15 protein-coding genes are annotated in these 17,052 nt (G+C 65.6%); 8 read left to right on the top strand and 7 right to left on the bottom strand.

Annotated elements, in window-relative coordinates; translation table 11 throughout:
• Window positions 1-4 precede the first annotated feature (4 nt).
• From tssA to CTR55_RS03490, 6 genes are read left to right on the top strand one after another with little or no spacing between them, the layout of a single operon-like run.
• Entirely contained in the window at window positions 5-1,585 is a 1,581-nt protein-coding gene (gene tssA, locus CTR55_RS03515; protein ID WP_296284164.1) for a type VI secretion system protein TssA, read from the top strand.
• A 22-nt stretch (window positions 1,586-1,607) separates the two neighbouring features.
• The gene (tssF, locus tag CTR55_RS03510; protein WP_296284163.1) at window positions 1,608-3,371 is read left to right on the top strand and encodes a type VI secretion system baseplate subunit TssF; all 1,764 of its coding nucleotides are present in this window, start codon (window positions 1,608-1,610) and stop codon (window positions 3,369-3,371) included.
• A complete protein-coding gene (gene tssG, locus CTR55_RS03505; protein WP_296284162.1) occupies window positions 3,335-4,432 on the top strand; it encodes a type VI secretion system baseplate subunit TssG in 1,098 nt (365 codons plus the stop codon). The genes tssF and tssG overlap by 37 nt, the downstream gene beginning before the upstream one ends.
• Window positions 4,413-4,964, top strand: a complete 552-nt coding sequence (gene tssJ / locus CTR55_RS03500; protein WP_296284161.1) for a type VI secretion system lipoprotein TssJ — start codon at window positions 4,413-4,415, stop codon at window positions 4,962-4,964. The genes tssG and tssJ overlap by 20 nt, the downstream gene beginning before the upstream one ends.
• Window positions 4,961-5,398, top strand: a complete 438-nt coding sequence (tssE, locus tag CTR55_RS03495) for a type VI secretion system baseplate subunit TssE (RefSeq protein ID WP_296284160.1) — start codon at window positions 4,961-4,963, stop codon at window positions 5,396-5,398. Before tssJ ends, tssE begins: the two co-directional genes overlap by 4 nt.
• Window positions 5,399-5,421: 23 nt before the next feature.
• Window positions 5,422-6,702, top strand: a complete 1,281-nt coding sequence (locus CTR55_RS03490; RefSeq protein WP_296284159.1) for an OmpA family protein — start codon at window positions 5,422-5,424, stop codon at window positions 6,700-6,702.
• A gap of 76 nt (window positions 6,703-6,778) precedes the next feature.
• Here the strand turns inward: CTR55_RS03490 and CTR55_RS03485 are convergent, their stop codons facing one another.
• From CTR55_RS03485 to CTR55_RS03460, 6 genes are all read right to left on the bottom strand, one after another.
• Complete coding sequence (locus CTR55_RS03485) at window positions 6,779-8,395, bottom strand: gamma-glutamyltransferase family protein (protein ID WP_296284158.1); 1,617 nt, start codon at window positions 8,393-8,395, stop codon at window positions 6,779-6,781.
• Between the two features lie 18 nt (window positions 8,396-8,413).
• A complete protein-coding gene (locus CTR55_RS03480) occupies window positions 8,414-9,508 on the bottom strand; it encodes a polyamine ABC transporter substrate-binding protein (RefSeq protein WP_296284157.1) in 1,095 nt (364 codons plus the stop codon).
• Window positions 9,509-9,538: 30 nt separating this feature from the next.
• Entirely contained in the window at window positions 9,539-10,318 is a 780-nt protein-coding gene (locus CTR55_RS03475; protein ID WP_296284156.1) for an amino acid ABC transporter ATP-binding protein, read from the bottom strand.
• Between the two features lies 1 nt (window position 10,319).
• Window positions 10,320-11,087, bottom strand: a complete 768-nt coding sequence (locus CTR55_RS03470; protein ID WP_296284155.1) for an amino acid ABC transporter permease — start codon at window positions 11,085-11,087, stop codon at window positions 10,320-10,322.
• An 11-nt stretch (window positions 11,088-11,098) separates the two neighbouring features.
• The gene (locus tag CTR55_RS03465) at window positions 11,099-11,905 is read right to left on the bottom strand and encodes an ABC transporter substrate-binding protein (protein WP_296284154.1); all 807 of its coding nucleotides are present in this window, start codon (window positions 11,903-11,905) and stop codon (window positions 11,099-11,101) included.
• A gap of 152 nt (window positions 11,906-12,057) precedes the next feature.
• Complete coding sequence (locus tag CTR55_RS03460) at window positions 12,058-12,723, bottom strand: GntR family transcriptional regulator (protein WP_296284153.1); 666 nt, start codon at window positions 12,721-12,723, stop codon at window positions 12,058-12,060.
• A 733-nt stretch (window positions 12,724-13,456) separates the two neighbouring features.
• On the opposite strand from CTR55_RS03460, the gene mqo reads away from it, so the two are divergent.
• Entirely contained in the window at window positions 13,457-15,091 is a 1,635-nt protein-coding gene (mqo, locus tag CTR55_RS03455) for a malate dehydrogenase (quinone) (protein ID WP_296284152.1), read from the top strand.
• 305 nt (window positions 15,092-15,396) lie between these two features.
• Here the strand turns inward: mqo and CTR55_RS03450 are convergent, their stop codons facing one another.
• Complete coding sequence (locus CTR55_RS03450; RefSeq protein WP_296284151.1) at window positions 15,397-16,902, bottom strand: PLP-dependent aminotransferase family protein; 1,506 nt, start codon at window positions 16,900-16,902, stop codon at window positions 15,397-15,399.
• Between CTR55_RS03450 and CTR55_RS27360 the strand changes: the two genes are divergently transcribed.
• Window positions 16,903-16,950, top strand: a complete 48-nt coding sequence (locus CTR55_RS27360; RefSeq protein ID WP_363710538.1) for a hypothetical protein — start codon at window positions 16,903-16,905, stop codon at window positions 16,948-16,950.
• Window positions 16,951-17,052 lie beyond the last annotated feature (102 nt).

Here is a 17,052-nt window from a genome sequence, read left to right as displayed (position 1 = left end):
ATCGATGAGCTTGCAAGGATTGATATCGACCTGCCTGGAAGGGCAGGACGCCGTGGCGCTGGCGAAGGCGCAGGCGGCGCAGTGGGGGCCGTGGCTGCTGCCCATCGAGGGTGATGAGGCAGTGGGCGAGGACCCCGGCTATGACGACGACTTCCAGCGCATGCGCGAGGAAGTCAACAAGCTTTCCGGGGCGGACGTGGAGCGGGTGGCGCGCCTGGCGGAGCAGTTGCTGAAGCAGCGCTGCAAGGACGTGCGAATCGTCAGCTACTACCTCTGGGCGCGCACCCAGGGCGACGGCGAGGCGGGGTTCGCCGACGGCCTGGAGCTACTGGCGGCGATGCTTGACCGTTTCGGCGGCCAGGTTTTGCCGGCACGCCCGAACAGTCGGCGCATGGCCTTGGAATGGCTAGCCAGCGCCAAGGTGCTGGACAGCCTGTCACTATACCCCGAGGTGGTGAAGGTGGAAACCCAGCGCACGGTCGCGGCGCTGGCCTGGCTGGAAGAAATCTTCGCGTCCTGGCCGGAGGCCGAGCGACCGGGGCTGGGCGGGCTGTATGCCGCCCTGAGCAGCCGCCTGGCACTGTCCGGCGGGGTGAATGCGCTGGTGCCGCAGAACAGTGCGGCGCAGCACGAGCCGCTGATGGCGTCCGCTGCGCCAATGCCGGGGAAGGTCCAGTCCGGCCGCGATCTGCTCGACAGCGGCAAGGCGCTGGCGAGTTATCTGCGCGATCAGCCCCAGGGCTGGCTGGCGGCGCATCGCCTGCTGACCAGCCTGCGCTGGGACACCGTGCACCAGCTGCCGCCCCAGGACGCCAGTGGCAATACCCGCCTGGCGCCGCCGCGCACGGAGTACCGGGCGCAGCTCAAGCGCCTCAACCTGCAGCAGGGCTGGACCGAGCTGCTCGATCAGGCCGAGCGCATGTTCGCCGAGGGGGTGAATCACTTCTGGCTGGATCTGCAGTGGCACCTGTGTCAGGCGCTGAGCCGGCTGGGTACGCCCTTCGACGGCTGGGCCGAGCTGGTCAGGGGCGACCTGCGCTTGTTGCTGGAGCGCCTGCCGGGGCTGGAGCAGTTGCACTGGAGCGACGGCACGCCGTTCGCCGACGAGACCACGCGCAACTGGATCGCTCAGCACGTCAGCACCGGGCAGGCCGCGCAGTGGATGAGCACCGCCGTGGCTGCCGGTTCGACCAGTGACGATGTACTAGCGCTGGAAAGCGAAGCCCTGGCCCAGGCCGACAGCGATGGCGTGGAGGCGGCGCTGGCCTGGCTGGCGTCCCGCCCGGACTTGCGCAGCGGCCGTCAGCGCTGGCTGCTGCGCCTGCTGATGGCCCGTGTGGCCGAGCAGCATGGCAAGGCCGAGCTGGCGGTGCACTTGTTGACCGAGCTGGATAGCCAGGCGCAGGCACTGAGCGACTGGGAGCCCGAGTTGTGCTTCGAGGTCAAGGCGCGCCTGCTCAAGCTGCTGCGGCAGAAAGCCCAGCGCAGCGATGCCGACAAGCCTGCCCTGGCCCGCCGCATGGAAATCCTGCTGGCCGCCCTGGTCGCCATCGACCCCGTTCGCGCCGCCGTGCTCTGCGGCTGAACCTTCTTCCCAGGACTGGAACATGGACAATCTGACCCTGCGCTATTTCGACGCCGAAATGCGCTACCTGCGCGAGGCGGGCAAGGAGTTTGCCGAAGCTTTCCCCGACCGCGCGGCACAACTCAACCTGGATAAGGCCGGCGCGCGCGACCCATACGTGGAGCGCCTATTCGAGGGCTTTGCCTTCCTCATGGGGCGCCTGCGCGAAAAACTCGACGATGACCTGCCGGAACTGACCGAAGGGCTGGTGAGCCTGCTCTGGCCGCATTACTTGCGCACCATCCCGTCGCTGTCGGTGGTCGAACTGGCACCGGACATTCGCGAAATGAAGCGTTGCGAAACCATCCCCAAGGGCTTCGAGATCCTGTCGCAGCCCGTAGGCCCTAAGCGCACACGTTGCTGCTATACCACCACTCAGGACGTGACGCTTAACCCGATGACCATCGAGTCGGCACGCGTGACCAGCGATCCGGATGGACGCTCCGTCTTGCGCCTGCGCTTCGCCTGCAGCCCCCTGGCGGACTGGAAGTTGATCGACCTCAGCCGTGTGCCGCTGTATCTCAATGGCGATGGTCCACTGACTAGTGCGCTGCACCGCGCATTGACGCTCAATGCACAGTCGCTTTATGTGCGGGTGCCGGGGCAGACCGACCGGCTGAAGCTGGATGGCCATTTCTCGGCAAAAGGCTTTGGCGATGACGATCGGCTGTGGCCCAAGGGCGATGGTGCCTTCAGCGGCTACCAGTTACTGCTGGAATACTTCACCTTCCGCGAAAAATTCATGTTCGTCACACTCTGTGGTCTGGAGCAAATGCCGATCCCGCTGGAGCTTTCGGGATTCGAGCTGGACGTGGTGTTGAGCGAGCAGTGGCAGCATGAGTTCGCGGTATCGGCTGAGCATGTACGTCTACACGCCGTGCCGGTGATCAACCTGTTTCCACTGGAAGCCGACCCACTGACGCTGTTGCCGCTGCAAACCGATTATCTGTTGCGACCGATGCGTTTGCAGGATGGCCACACCGAGATCTACTCGGTGGACAACGTCTCGTCCTCCAAACACTCCACGAGGCGCGACTACGTACCCTTCACCAGCTTCCGCCACAAGGGCGGGATGCTGCGCGACGAGGCGCCCGAGCGTTATTTCCACACGCGAATGAAGCGTGGTGTGAACGGCATGCACGATACCTGGCTGATTTTGGGCGGTGAAGGCTTCGATGCCGATCGCCTCAGCCAGGGCGAGAGCCTGTCCCTGCGGCTCACCGGCACGAACGGTCAACTGCCGCGCAAAGCGCTGCAAAGCACGCTGCTGGACTCATTGGTGAAGTCGCCACTGGTCGGCCTGAAAGTCCGCAACCTCTGCGCACCAACCCTGCCGTGCTACCCGCCCAACCGCGACCGCTTCCACTGGCGGGTACTCAGCCACCTGGGTTCGAACTTCCTGCCGATGCTCGATAACGCCGAGGTCCTGCGCGGCACCCTGGCGCTGTACGACTGGACCCACAGCGAGCTGAACCGCCGCCGCCTGGAAGCCATCGTCGAAGTACGCCACCACCTGATCCAGCGCTTCGAGAAGGGCTTCTTGCTGCGTGGCGTGGATATCGAGGTCACGCTGGATGCCAACGGCTTCTCAGGCGAAGGCGACATCCACCTGTTCGGTGAAATGCTCAACCGCTTCTTCGCGCTGTACGCCGATATTCACCTGTTCAACCAGCTCACGCTGGTCCTGCAACCTTCGGGCAAAAGTCTGCGATGGAAAGAGAACCACAGTCAGCGTATTCCCGGCTGAAGGCCAGCGGGCTGCTGGAGGCGCTGGGCGACCGGCTGCCCCAGGCCAGCCTGTATCGCTTCTGCCAGTTGCTCGAGGCGGCGCTGCCGGGCAACCCGCCGCTGGGCAGCACGACGAACCCGGCGGACGACCCCGTACGCTTCCGCCCGCATCCGGGCATGGGCTTCCCTGCCAGCGAGCTGAAAGCCTTCGAGGTGGATGAAGAACATCCGCAGCGGCCGGCCACGGTGCGTACGCGCCTGCTCGGGCTCTACGGCGTCGACTCGCCGATGCCGACCGCCTACCTGGACGACATCGCCCAGCGCCGCGAGGGGCATGAGGCGCTGGAGGCCTTCCTCGATATCTTCAACCACCGCGTCTTCACCCAGTTCTACCGTATCTGGCGCAAGTACTCCTATCCCGCTTCGTTCGAGGCGGGCGGGGCGGACGCCACTTCACAGTGCCTGCTGGGGCTGATCGGCCTGGGGATTCCCGGCACCGCCGAGCATATCGCCACGCCGGTCTCGCGCTTCCTCGCCTTGCTGGGCGTGATGCGCCTGCCGACGCGCAATGCCGAAGGCGTCGTCGCGCTGGTGAAGCTGCTCGCTCCCGCTACGCAGGCGCAGGTGACGCCGCACTGGCCACGCAAGGTGCCGCTGGCCCGTCCAGCCAGCCTGTCGCGCAGCGAGCCGGTGTGCCTGGGCCAGGGTACGCCGCTGGGCGCCAGTGGCGCGGACGCCAACAGCCAGTTGCTGCTGGTGCTGTCTACCGAGGACCTGGACGAGGCGCGCGGCTGGCTGCCGGGTGGTCAATTGCATAGCGACCTGCTGGTGCTACTGCGGGTTTATCTGGGCTGGCGCTGTACCGCCCGCCTGCAACTGTCGCTGCCGCTGGCCTGCCTACCAGTGCCCAGCCTCGGCAATCCCACCGTCCTGCTGGGCATGACGGCGGTACCCGGCCTGGACGAGCGGATGCGGCAAGCGGCGGGGCGAACCTGCGTCACGGTCAATCTGGGGCGCTATCAAGGACTGAGCGAAAACTCGATGAGCAGGGAGACACAAGATGTCGCTTACCGTTTCTAGATCGCTGCTGGCGGTGCTGTTGGCGGCCAGCTTGCTGGGTGGCTGCGGGCTGACGCAGCGGACCATGGATGCTGGCAAGTCGGTCGGCCACGCGATCTTCTACAAGCAGGTCAAGGTGCTGCACCTGGACTTCACCGGACGCCCCGCACTGAACACGGACAAACGGGACATGAACGGGCTGTCGGTGTCGACTCTGGTGCGTGTCTATCAGCTGCGTGATCGCAAGGCGCTGGACAAGGCCAGCTACCAACAGCTACTGGGGGAAGGCGACCAGCTGCTGTCGGCTGATCTGCTGGATGAACGCCGGCTGGTGGTGAAGCCGGAAGAGGGTGCGCAGCTGAGCGTGCCGATGCTCGCCGACGCACAGTTCGTTGCCGTGGTGGCGCTGTTCCGCTCCCCCGACCTGCAGAGCGGGAGCTGGCGCCTGGTGCTGGGCCGTGACGAGCTGGACCCGGACAAGGCGCGAGTGATCGAGTTGGGTGATAACGCGCTCAGCCTGGAGCCACTGCCGAAGAAGGACTCCTGGTGGTGAGCGAACAGAACCCGTCGCTCTATGAACTGCTGTTGCAGAACTTCAGCGGCGAGCTTGACCTGCACAAGGTGCGCGAGGAGGACCAGTCGATGCTGTCCGTGCTGGACAGCCTCCAGCGCATTCTCAACTGTCGTGCCGGAACCCTCAGCCACCTGCCCGATTACGGTCTGCCGGACATGAGCCAGATCCTCCATGGCATGCCAGGCAGCGCCCACGGGCTGATGGCGACCCTGACCGGCATGCTGCTCAAGTACGAGCCGCGCCTTGCCGAGGTACAAGTCGAACTCCTGCCACAGACGTGCCCCGGGCATCTGGAATACAGCCTTCAGCTCAAGCTGCGCGACGGCGCCCAGGCGACCTTCGGGACGACGCTCGCGCCGGAAGGCAAGGTGCTGGTGCGTCACCTGAAACAACGCGAATACCTGGCGCGCTGATGGCGCGTGAGCTCGGTGGAAAAATGAGTGTGATCGAGGAAAACCTGCGCCTGGGCGGTGATCCCCAGGGGCATGAGCACTCCGCCGCCCTGGGCTGGGAGCTGGCGAAGCTGAACCACCCGGCGCGGCCTGATATGGACTGGGCACGGGTAGAGCGTTTGTGCCTGGCGCTGTTCCGCGAACAGGGTGTAGAGCTGCAGTCAGTGAGTGCATTTGCCCTGGCGCGGGCGCAGTTGCATGGCCTGCAAGGCCTGTATGAAGGCGTGAGCCTCATCGAGCGCCTGCTGGATCGCGACTGGGATCGACTGTGGCCGCCGGCACTGCCGGTTCGAAGGGAGATTCTCGAGTGGTTGTTTGCGCAACTGCGCCCCTGGTTGCGCGGCGTGCCGCTGTCAGTGGCGGACGTGCCGGACTTGCTCCGGCAGGGGGAGCAACTCAAGGGGCTGGCCGAACTTCTGGATCGGCGGGCACAGGCACCCTTGGTGCCCCTGCAGGCATTGCGTAGCCAACTGCTGGGTTTGCTCAAGCGTCTGGCGCCGGAGACCGTGGTGGGGCCGGTCGACATGCCGGTCGCTGCTGAATCGGCGGCAGAGCCCCTGGCGGTCACATCGAACGAAGTCGCACCGGCCACGGTTAACTCCGCGCCCCTGAAAGCGCGCCGAAGGGCGCGCAAAGTACCCGGCGATCTGCCGGCGGTGGTCGTGCTCAAGCTCGATAGCGCCGACCCTCCGTCGACGCGGAATTCGCCTCGTACTCGATGGCCGCTGCGGTTATGGCTGCTCCTGTTGGCGGTGCTGATGGCACTCACCGGCCTGTTCGCCTGGGCATACAGCCACTATCGGTGGCAGGACATGTGGACGGTGGCCGCTCCGTCGGCTCTGTCGTCCCCTGTGGGGGAGCGACCTTCCGAGACGGAGCCGCCGGCGGGCCCGTCCACCCCGATTCGCCTGGATGGCCAGTTGTTGTTCCCAGCGGGAAAGGCGCAGCTCCGGCCCGAGTCGACCAAGGTGCTGATCAACAGCCTGATCAACGTCAAGGCCCAGCCCGGCTGGTTGATCGTCATCACCGGGCACAGCGATTCCACCGGGGATGTGCAACGCAATGTGGAGCTCTCGCGCAATCGCGCCGCAGCGGTTCGCGACTGGATGCAGCGCATGGGGGATATCCCGGATGACTGCTTCGTCGTGCGCGGCGCGGGAGCGAGCGAACCGGTTGCCAGTGACGACACGGGGGAGGGCAGGAATGCCAACCGGCGTGTCGAGATCACCCTGACGCCCGAGGGAGGGGCTTGCACGAAGAAGTGAGTGCTGGCTTGATCGACTGCCCTGCGCAAAAAAAGCCGTCCCCTCACCGCCCGCAGCCGGAGAGGGGACGCGAGCCTCAGCACACTGCGATATGCGAATCCGCCCTCGGCTCGGTGCCGCCACAGAGCACGCCGGTCTGCGGGTCGCGGACGATGATCTGCCCGCGGCCGTAGTCGGTGAGGTCGCAGGCGATCTCGACGTCGTGGCCACGTCGCGCCAGGCTGAAGGCCAGGTCACGGTTGGCGTGCTGCTCGATGCCGACCTTCATGCCACCCAGCCATTGCCAGCGTGGGGCGTCCAGCGCGGCCTGGGGGTTGAGGCCGAAGTCCACCAGGTTCATCACCATCTGCACATGGCCCTGGGGCTGCATGTAGCCGCCCATGACGCCGAACGGGCCGACGGCCACGCCATCCTTGCTGAGGAAGCCGGGGATGATGGTGTGGAAGGTCTTCTTGCCCGGCGCCAACGCATTGGAGTGCGCCGGATCGAGGCTGAACTCCGAGCCACGGTTCTGCAGGCCGATACCGCTGTCAGGCAGCACCACGCCGGAGCCGAAGCCGTGGTAGGCGCTCTGGATGAAGGAGACCATGTTGCCTTCGCCATCGGCGGTGGCGATGTAGACGGTGCCGCTGGAGTGCGGGTCGCCATGTTTGGGCTCGGCGGCGACTTCACTGATCTCGGCGCGGCGGCGGGCGGCGTAGTCATCGGACAGCAGCGCGGCGGTGCTGACGCGCATGTGCTCGGCGTCGGTGATGTAGTGCAGGCCGTCGGCGTAGGCCTTCTTCATCGCTTCGAGCTGGCGGTGCCAGGTGAGCTGGCTGTCGCGCTGGTCGAAGTCGTAGCCCTGGAGGATGTTCAGGGTCATCAGGGCGATCAGGCCCTGGCCGGCCGGTGGGATTTCCCAGACGTCATAGCCGCGGTAGTTGGCCTTGATCGGATCGACCCACTTGGGCTTGTAGCCGGCCAGGTCAGCGGCGCTCAGCTCGCCACCGGTGGCAGCGGAGTGGGCGGCCAGGCGCTCGGCGATGGCCCCCCGGTAGAAGCTTTCGCACTTCGTCTCGGCCAGCTCGGCGAGGGTTTTCGCCTGGGCTGGATTGCGGAACAGCTGGCCGGCGCGCGGGGCTTCGCCGTTGACGGTGAAGGTGTCGAACCAGGCTTCCAGCACCGGCACGGCGGCGCGGCTTTCCTGGTATTCGCGGCGGGCGATTTCCCACTGGTGGGCGACCACCGGGGATACCGGGAAGCCGTCACGGGCCAGGGCGATGGCGGGCTGCAGCAGGTCGGCGAAGGGCAGCTTGCCGAAGCGCGCGGACAGTTCGGCCCAGGCCGAGGGAATGCCCGGCACGGTGACCGGCAGCCAGCCGTGTACCGGCATCTTGTTGTGGCCAGCAGCCTTGACCTTGTCGATGGAAAGGGAGGCGGGCGCGTGGCCGCTGGCGTCCAGGCCGTGCAGTTGGTCCTTGACCCAGACCAGGGCGAAGGCGTCGCCGCCGATGGCGCAGCCGGTGGGTTCGACCACGGTCAGCGCGGCGGCGGTGGCGATGGCGGCGTCGATGGCGTTGCCGCCTGCGCGCAGCATGGCGATGCCGGCCTCGGCAGCCAGTGGCTGCGAGGCGGCGACCATGCCGTTACGGGCGAACACGCTCTGGCGCTGGGAGGCGTAGGGATATTCGTGGGCGGAAAACTTAAGCATGGCAGGGCTCTTCGAAGGTCATTGGCCAGTCTTGATTCGGGTCCATTCGCGGGTGATCACGCGCTGGATTTTCGGTGGTAGGTCGGCGGAGACGTAGAGCTTCTCGATCACCGCGTCGCTGGGGTAGATGCCGGGGTTGTCACGCACCTTGGGGTCGAGCAGGGCGGTGGCGTCGGGGTTGGGGTTGGCGTAGCCGACGTAGTCGCTGACCGGTGCGATCACTTCCGGGCGCAGCAGGTAGTTCACCAGCGCGTGGGCGCCCTTGGGGTTCTTCGAGTCGCGCGGGATGGCGAGCATGTCGAACCAGAGGTTGGCGCCTTCCTTGGGGATCACGTAGCGCACGTCGATCTTCTTGCCGGCTTCCTGGGCGCGGGTCTGCGCCTGCATCACGTCGCCCGAGTAGCCGACCGCCACGCAGATGTCGCCGTTGGCGAGGTCGGTGGTGTACTTGGAGGAGTTGAAGTAGGTGATCGACGGGGCGAGCTTCTGCAGCAGGGCGGAGGCCTTGGTGTAGTCCTCGGGGTTGGTGCTGTTCGGGTCCAGGCCCAGGTAGTGCAGCGCCTGCGGGATGATCTTCACCGGCGCGTCGAGGAAGGCGACGCCGCAGCCGTGCAGCTTGGCGAGGTTTTCCGGCTTGAAGATCAGGTCCCAGGAGTCCAGCGGCGCGCTGTCGCCCAGGGCGGCCTTGACCTTGTCGACGTTGTAGCCGATGCCGACGGTGCCCCACATGTAGGGCACGGCGTACTGGTTGCCCGGGTCGGCGGCCTCCAGGCGCTTCATCAGGCGCGGGTCGAGGTGCTTCCAGTTGCTCAACTGGGCGCGGTCGAGTTTCTGGTAGACGCCGGCGTTGATCTGCTTGGTGAGGAACTGGCTGGACGGTACCACCAGGTCGTAGCCCGAGTGGCCGGAGAGCAGCTTGGCCTCGAGCATCTCGTTGGTGTCGAAGACGTCGTACTGGACCTTGATGCCGGTGTCCTTCTGGAAGTTCTTCAGGGTGTCCGGGCCCATGTAGTCGGACCAGTTGTAGAAGCGCACCAGCTTGTCGTCGGCCTGCGCGGTGGTGGCGCAGGCGAGGAGGGTCAGAGTGCTGGCGAACAGAACGCGTTTACGCATGACTTATCCTTGTGAGCTTTGAAAGCGTGGTTAGAGAACGCGACTTAAGAATTCCCGCGTGCGCGGGTGGTGCGGATTGCCGAAGACCTGAGCGGGCGGGCCCTCCTCGATGAGCTCACCCTGGTGCAGCACCACCACGCGGTCGGCTACTTCGCGGGCGAAGCCCATCTCGTGGGTGACGACCACCATGGTCATGCCTTCGTCGGCCAGCTCCTTCATCACCTGCAGCACCTCGCCGACGGTTTCCGGGTCGAGGGCGCTGGTGGGTTCGTCGAAGAGCATGGCCTGGGGCTTCATCGCCAGGGCGCGAGCGATGGCCACGCGCTGTTGCTGGCCGCCGGAAAGCTGACCGGGGTACTGCTCGGCCTTGTCCGACAGGCGTACCCGCGCCAGTAGCCGTCGGGCCTGGTCCAGCGCCTCGCTCTTGGGCACACCCAGCACCTGGGTTGGCGCCTCGATGATGTTCTCCAGCACGGTCATGTGCGGGAACAGGTTGAAGCGTTGGAACACCATGCCGATGTCGCGGCGGCGGCGGGCGATGTTGCTTTCCGAGTCGCGCACCAGCTTGCCGTCGGGACGTTCGCGGTAGCCCATCAGCTCGCCGTTGACGCGGATGCTGCCGCCCTGGATGTCTTCCAGGTGGTTCATGCAGCGGATGAAGGTGGTCTTGCCCGAGCCCGAGGCGCCGATCAGCACCACCACTTCGCCACGGCGTACCTCCAGGGAAACACCCTTGAGGATTTCCAGTTCGCCGAAGGCCTTGTGTACGTCGCGTGCCTGGATCACCAGGTCTTGCATGTCCGGGATCATCTCAACGCCCCCTCAGCAGTTTCATCGCCTGCCGGCCGAACAGGCGGTTCGGTGCGGTGGCGTGGCCGTCGGATTTGCCGAAGCGCTGTTCCAGCCAGCGCTGGAAGAAGCCCCAGAGGGTGGTCAGGGCGAGGAAGTAGATCGCCACGACCAGGTACAGCTCGAACACGCGGAAGGTCGCCGAGGTGACCATCTGGGTGCTCAGCAGCAGTTCCTGCACGCCGATCACGCTGACCAGCGTGGTGTTCTTCAGCATCACGTTGAACTCGTTGCCCAGCGGCGGAACGATCACCCGGAAGGCCTGGGGCAGCACGATGCGGCGCATCAGCTTGGGGAAGGTCATCCCCAGGGATTTGCCGGCCTCGTACTGGCCCCTGTCCACCGCACCGATACCGGCGCGGATGATTTCGGCCATGTACGCGCCTTCGTTGAGGCCCAGGGCGATGATCGCTGCCTGGATGTTGCCCGGCAGGATGAACAGCCCCAGGTCCAGGTCCTCGAAGCGGAAGATGCCGCCGGCGGCCAGCGCGGTGTAGAGGAAGACGACCTGCACCAGCAGCGGCGTGCCGCGCATCAGCCATACGTAGAAACGTACCGGGTATTGCAGCAGCGGATTGCTCGACAGGCGCATCAGCGCCGCCAGCAGCCCGAGCACGCAGCCCAGGAGCATGGCGCTGACGGCGATCACGCAGGTCAGCCAGAGGCCGTAGAGGTAGATGTCGCTCGGCCGCAGCAGGTACTGCCAGAACACGTCCCAACTGAAGTTCATGTCTCGTTACCTCAGTCCAGTTTGTCGCCTTCGATGTGCCACTTGGCCAGGAGCGCGGCGTAGCTGCCGTCGGCCTGCATGTCCTTGATGATCTGCGTGACCGCTTCGCTCAGCTGCTTGTCTTCCTTGCGGATGCCAAGGCCGGTGAGGATGCGTGCGAAAGCCGGCACGCCGATCTCGAACAGGTCCGGCGCCATGCTCTGGTAGTAGCCGGCGGTTTCCACGGTGGTGCCGTAGGCGTCGGTCTGGCGGATGCGCAGGGACTGGAAGGCGTCGGTGTCGGTGTTGTAGACCACCACCTTCATCGGCGGCTTGCCGGCCTTGGCGAGTTTCTCGTTGTGGGCGTCGAGCAGGGTGCGGATGGTCGAACCGTTGAGCACCGCGACCTTCTTCCCGGAGAGATCGTCCAGGCTGCGGATGCCCTCGGGGTTGCCCTTGGCGACCACCACGGCCTGGCTGGAGTACATGTAGTTGACCATGTCGATCACTTCGCGCCGTTCGGGCTTGTCGAACAGCTGGTCCACCAGCATGTCGCACTGGCCGGCCAGCAGTGCCGGGATCAGCCCGGAGAAGGGCGTGATGCGCCAGTCGATCTTCTTGTCGCCCAGGCGCTTGGCGATGGCTTCGCCCAGGTCGATGGTGACCCCGGTGAGCTTCTGGTTGGTGTCATAGAAGCCCATGGGCGGGGAGTCCATGCCGCCGCAGAAGGTCACCTTGCTGGCGTTCTGCAAGCGGTCGGGAATCTTCACATCGGCGTGCGCCAGTGGGGCGGCCAGGCAAAGGGCGAGAAGGCACTGCGGGATCCTGCGTTCGAACATGTTGAGCTCCGGGGTGGGGTTGCCAGGGCAGTTCAGGGACACAGAAGTACGGGTCTAGGCGCCCGTTGCTTCGATTCTCTTCTTCGTGGATCGGCTTCGTGGATCGGCTTCATGGATCGGCTTCATGGATTGCGCTTGGGTGGATTGCGCTTTCAGGTGGCTTGCGCCTCCAGAAACCTGGCCAGGGACGGGATGGTCCCCTCGATGTGGTCGCAGATCACCCGCTCGGCCTCGCGGGCATCGCCCGAGCGCAGGGCGTCGAGGATCACGGTGTGCTCCTCGCGGGCGCTCATGGGTTTGTCGACGTGCTGCAGCCACAGGCGCATGTGCGGCTCGATCACCGAATACAGCGCGATGATCTGGCGCAGCAGGCGCGGACGCCTGGCAAGGCTGCAGAGGTATTCGTGGAAGGCGCGGTGGCGGCTGACCCACTGGGCGCTGTCGTCGCGGTAGTCGTCCATCTCGTCGAGCATGCGCTCCAGGCGGGACAGGTCGCGGTCGGTGAGTTGCGGCACGGCGATGCGGATGGCCAGGCCTTCCAGGGCGCTGCGCATCTCGAAGACTTCACGCATTTCCTCGATGTTCAGGCCGCTGACGATGGCGCCGCGGTTGGGTCGCAGGGTGACCAGGCCCTCGGCGTCCAGGCGCTTGAAGGCACCGCGCACCGGCATCCGGCTCATGCCGATCTCGCTGGCGATATCCTCCGCCACCAGGCGGTCGCCGGTCTTGTAGCGGCCGGTGCAGATGGCTTGGAGGAGGTAGTCGTAGGCCTCGTCTTCGGCGCTCATCGGCGGGCGGGCAGCGGGTACCAGGCGCATGGGGGTGTCTCCTCGTGGATTTTTGGATCCAATTATCCATGCATGCAATAAAGCAGTTGCCGTGCCAATGCTGGCCAAGTGACTGGAATTGGGCGGGGTAGAGCGATGGGCGTACGAAAACGGTATAGGAGCGGGCGTGCGGGAACGGGGCGAAACGGTAACGGATAGGGCGATTCGTGCGCGTTCGCGGTGCGCTTCGGTAACGTTGTGGTGCGGGGCTCCTCTGCGGACTCGGGCGCTGGCGCCGATTTGCCGGGAAGGTCGGAGCCAGGACGGTTCGCGAGCAAGCTCGCTCCTACAGGTTGGGATCGGTGCTCTTTGTAGGAGCGAGCTTGCTCGCGAACGGCATCGCTGGGAGCCTCCGCATGGAAGTCCCGATCCGACAATGGTTTGTAACAATCAGAAGGCGCTGACTGGTAGATCAGCCTGTCGATAGTTGACTGCAAAGGTTGGTGATGCAGTTTGCTTTCTATAGAATGCACAAACGTTTCAGCAGACCATGCATCCCTCCCACAACAAGAGCCAAAGCCGAAGGCTTTGCGTGTCTCTCTGCGCAGGACGTCCCTCATTCCAGCAAGCAGGCCCCAGAGCCGGCGGAGGAGGGAACTGAGTCCCGACTCATCCTCGTCATCTGTCGCCTTGCCCATCGTTCGCGCCCCGTGCGCGGGGCTCGGCCTTCACGCTGTATGACGCCGGTGGGAAAGGGCAAGCCCTAACGACGAGAAACCTTTCGATGATCAAGAAAGTTAGCGGGGCACTGCTGGGCCTCGCTTTTGCAGTGAATTGCGCGCCCGCTTTTGCGGAAACCAGGAAAGTCGATGTGCTGCTGATCGGTGGCGGCATCATGAGCACCACCCTGGGTGTCTGGCTCAACGAGCTGGAGCCGGGCTGGAGCATGGAGATGGTCGAGCGCCTGGACGGCGTCGCCCAGGAAAGCTCCAACGGCTGGAACAACGCCGGCACCGGCCACTCGGCCCTGGCCGAGCTGAACTACACCCCCGAGGACAAGGACGGCAAGGTCACCATCGCCAAGGCCGTGGAGATCAACGAGTCGTTCCAGATCTCCCGTCAGTTCTGGGCCTGGCAGGTGCAGAACGGCGTGCTGAAGAACCCGCGCTCGTTCATCAACTCCACCCCGCACATGAGCTTCGTCTGGGGCGACGACAACATCGCCTTCCTCAGGAAGCGCTACCAGGCGCTGCAGGCCAGCCCGCTGTTCCGAGGCATGCAGTACTCCGAGGACCCGGCGCAGATCGCCAAGTGGGTCCCGCTGATGATGCAGGGCCGCGACCCGTCGCAGAAGATCGCCGCCACCTGGACCCCGCTTGGCACTGACGTGAACTTCGGCGAGATCACCCGCCAGTTCGCCGGGTACCTGCAGACCAGGCCCAACTTCAGCCTGAAGCTCTCCAGCGAAGTCGAGGACATCACCCGCAACGCCGACGGCACCTGGCGCGTCGGCTACAAGAACCTCAAGGACGGCAGCATCACCGAGACCGACGCGAAGTTCGTCTTCATCGGCGCCGGCGGCGGCGCTCTGCGCCTGCTGCAGAAGTCCGGCATCGAGGAAGCCAGGGACTACGCCGGCTTCCCGGTGGGCGGCTCGTTCCTGGTGACCGAGAACCCGACCATCGCCCAGCAGCACCTGGCCAAGGCCTACGGCAAGGCGTCGGTCGGCGCACCGCCGATGTCCGTGCCGCATCTGGACACTCGCGTGCTCGATGGCAAGCGGGTGATCCTCTTCGGGCCGTTCGCCACCTTCTCCACCAAGTTCCTCAAGGAAGGCTCGTACCTCGACCTGCTGGGCAGCACCAACGTCCACAACGTCTGGCCGATGACCCGCGTGGGCATCGACGAGTACCCGCTGGTGGAATACCTCGCCGGCCAACTGATGCTCTCCGACGACGACCGCCTGGCTGCCCTGCGCGAGTACTTCCCCGAAGCCAAGGCCGAGGACTGGCGCCTGTGGCAGGCCGGCCAGCGCGTGCAGATCATCAAGCGTGACGCCGACAAGGGCGGCGTGCTGAAGCTCGGCACCGAGATCGTCGCTTCCGCCGACGGCAGCATCGCCGGCCTGCTGGGTGCATCGCCGGGTGCATCCACGGCCGCGCCGATCATGCTCAGCGTGCTGGAGAAGGTGTTCAAGGACAAACTCGCCACCCCTGAATGGCAGGCCAAGGTCCAGCAGATCGTCCCGAGCTATGGCACCAAGCTCAATGACAGCCCGGAGAAGACCTTCGCCGAGTGGAGCTACACCGCCAAGGTCCTGCAACTGGACCCGCCGCCAGCCATCGACCCGGCTCCGGCCGCCCAGCCGACCGACGCCGCCCCGGCGCCGGAAAAAGCCGCCAGCGACCTGGCGCTCTGAGCCGATCTTCGCTGTGACACAAGGCCCGCCACCGGCGGGCCTTGTGCATTCTGCGCCCGGCACCGGTGTCGATTCATGACCAGGCGGGAACAGATCGGCGCTGATGCCCTCCAAGGAACACGAGGCAGCAGGTTTCAACGAACACGGGAGCACCCGGTAAGCGCCCCCTTGGCATGACAGCGAAGGGCCGGGAACCTGGGGAGGACAAGGGCGTGGCACCTGTAGGGGCGAGCCTGCCGGCCATGGTTGTCCGGGCGGGGCTTGCGGGCGGGCTCGCTCCTACGGCGGCCGGCTTGGCACTGGGCTCAACGCGGCCGTGGCGACGTCGGTATCCGCTGGCCCAGGCTGCGCGCCAGATCATCGACGGCGCGCTGCAGTTCCTGCGGCGTATAGGCGGCGAAGCCCATCAGGAACCCAGGCTCAGGAGGCCGGGTGACGAACAGGCCGCTCAACCCCAGCAGTTCGATACCCGCCGTACGCGCTGCCGCCAGCACCGCTTGCTCCGTTATCTCACCGCTCAACAGACACGGCATCTGCAGCCCGCCAGCGGGTATCCGCGGCTGCAGGATTCCGCCTAGCCGCTGCTCCACCAGCTTCGCCAACAGCTGCAATCGTTCGGCATAGAGGTTGCGCATGGAGCGCACATAAGCGCCGAAGTGGCCGCCGGTGATGAAGCGGGCCAGTGTCAGTTGGGCAATGGAGGCGGTGTGGCCGTCCTGCAGGGAACGGGCAATCGTCATCGGCTCGACCAGCGACGGCGGCAGGACCAGGTAGCCGATGCGCAGACCCGGAAACAGCGACTTGGTGAAGGTGCCGATGTACAGCGTCCGCTCATGGGCGTCGAGGCCCTGCACGCAGGCGGTGGGTTTGCCGGCGTAATGGAATTCGCTGTCGTAGTCGTCCTCGATGATCCAGGCCTGCTCGCGCTGGGCCCATTCGATCAGCGACAGGCGCCGCGCCAGGGACAGGGTCGCTCCACTGGGGAACTGGTGCGACGGGGTCAGGTAGACGGCCTTGGCTGGGTGTGGGTGGGCCAGCAACTGATCTACCCGAAGGCCCTGTGCGTCGACCGGTATCGCCTGACAGTCGAGCCCTGCCGCGGCGAAGGCCTTGCGCGCACCGTAGTAGACCGGGTCCTCGATGAAAATCCTCTCGCCTGCATCCAGCAACACGCTGGCGCAAAGGCTCAGCGCCTGCTGCGAGCTGGTGAGCACCAGTACCTGATCGGCCGTGGTTCGGGCACCGCGCTCCAGATTGACGTAGTCGGCGATGGCCTGTCGCAGGGGCTGCATGCCCTGAGGGTCGCCATGTGCCAGCGCGCGTGAACCGAACTCCTTCAGCACCTGGCGTTGCAGGCGTTCCCAGGTCGGCAGCGGAAAGGTGCGGGTCTCGGGCACACCAGGTGCGAAGGGCCGAGGTGCGAGCTGCTCGCGTACCCCACCATTGTGGAGCATTGCCTGGCCGCGCTGGCTGAGGTTGGCCGCACCTGCTGGCGGGTTGTTTGCGCGCCGCCGGGTACGTCGGCCGGGCGACAGGCGCGTGGCTTCGGCGACGAAGCTGCCGCTGCCGACGCGGCGCTCGATGAAGCCCTCTGCATGCAGGTGCGAGTAGGCCGACTCGATGGTGTCGCGCGATACCCCGAGCGATTTGGCCAGCAGGCGTGAAGCGGGCAAAGCGCTGCCGGTGCCCAGCGCACCCTCGAGAATCAGTTGGCGCAGCGCCCGCTGGATACGTGAATGCAGCGGCAGGCTCAGAAGCTCCGGGTGCGCCATCGCGGCCTTGACCGATTCGAGCAGGGAGTTCTTGAACAATTGGTCTGCCACTCATGCAGGAATTGGCTGGGTTATCCGTGCCATTAGGGCGATATAAATCAGCACCGGTCAAGCACAAGGCCCGGCAGGCCGGAGCGATGGCCCCCGTCGCTGATGACAAGGGACAAGCCCACAGTGATCAAGGAGACA

Origin of the sequence: Pseudomonas sp. (assembly GCF_002796985.1) — a bacterium.
Taxonomy (GTDB): domain Bacteria; phylum Pseudomonadota; class Gammaproteobacteria; order Pseudomonadales; family Pseudomonadaceae; genus Pseudomonas.
Note: the sequence above shows the minus strand (reverse complement) of the source record. Positions and strands in the feature narration are given on the sequence as shown.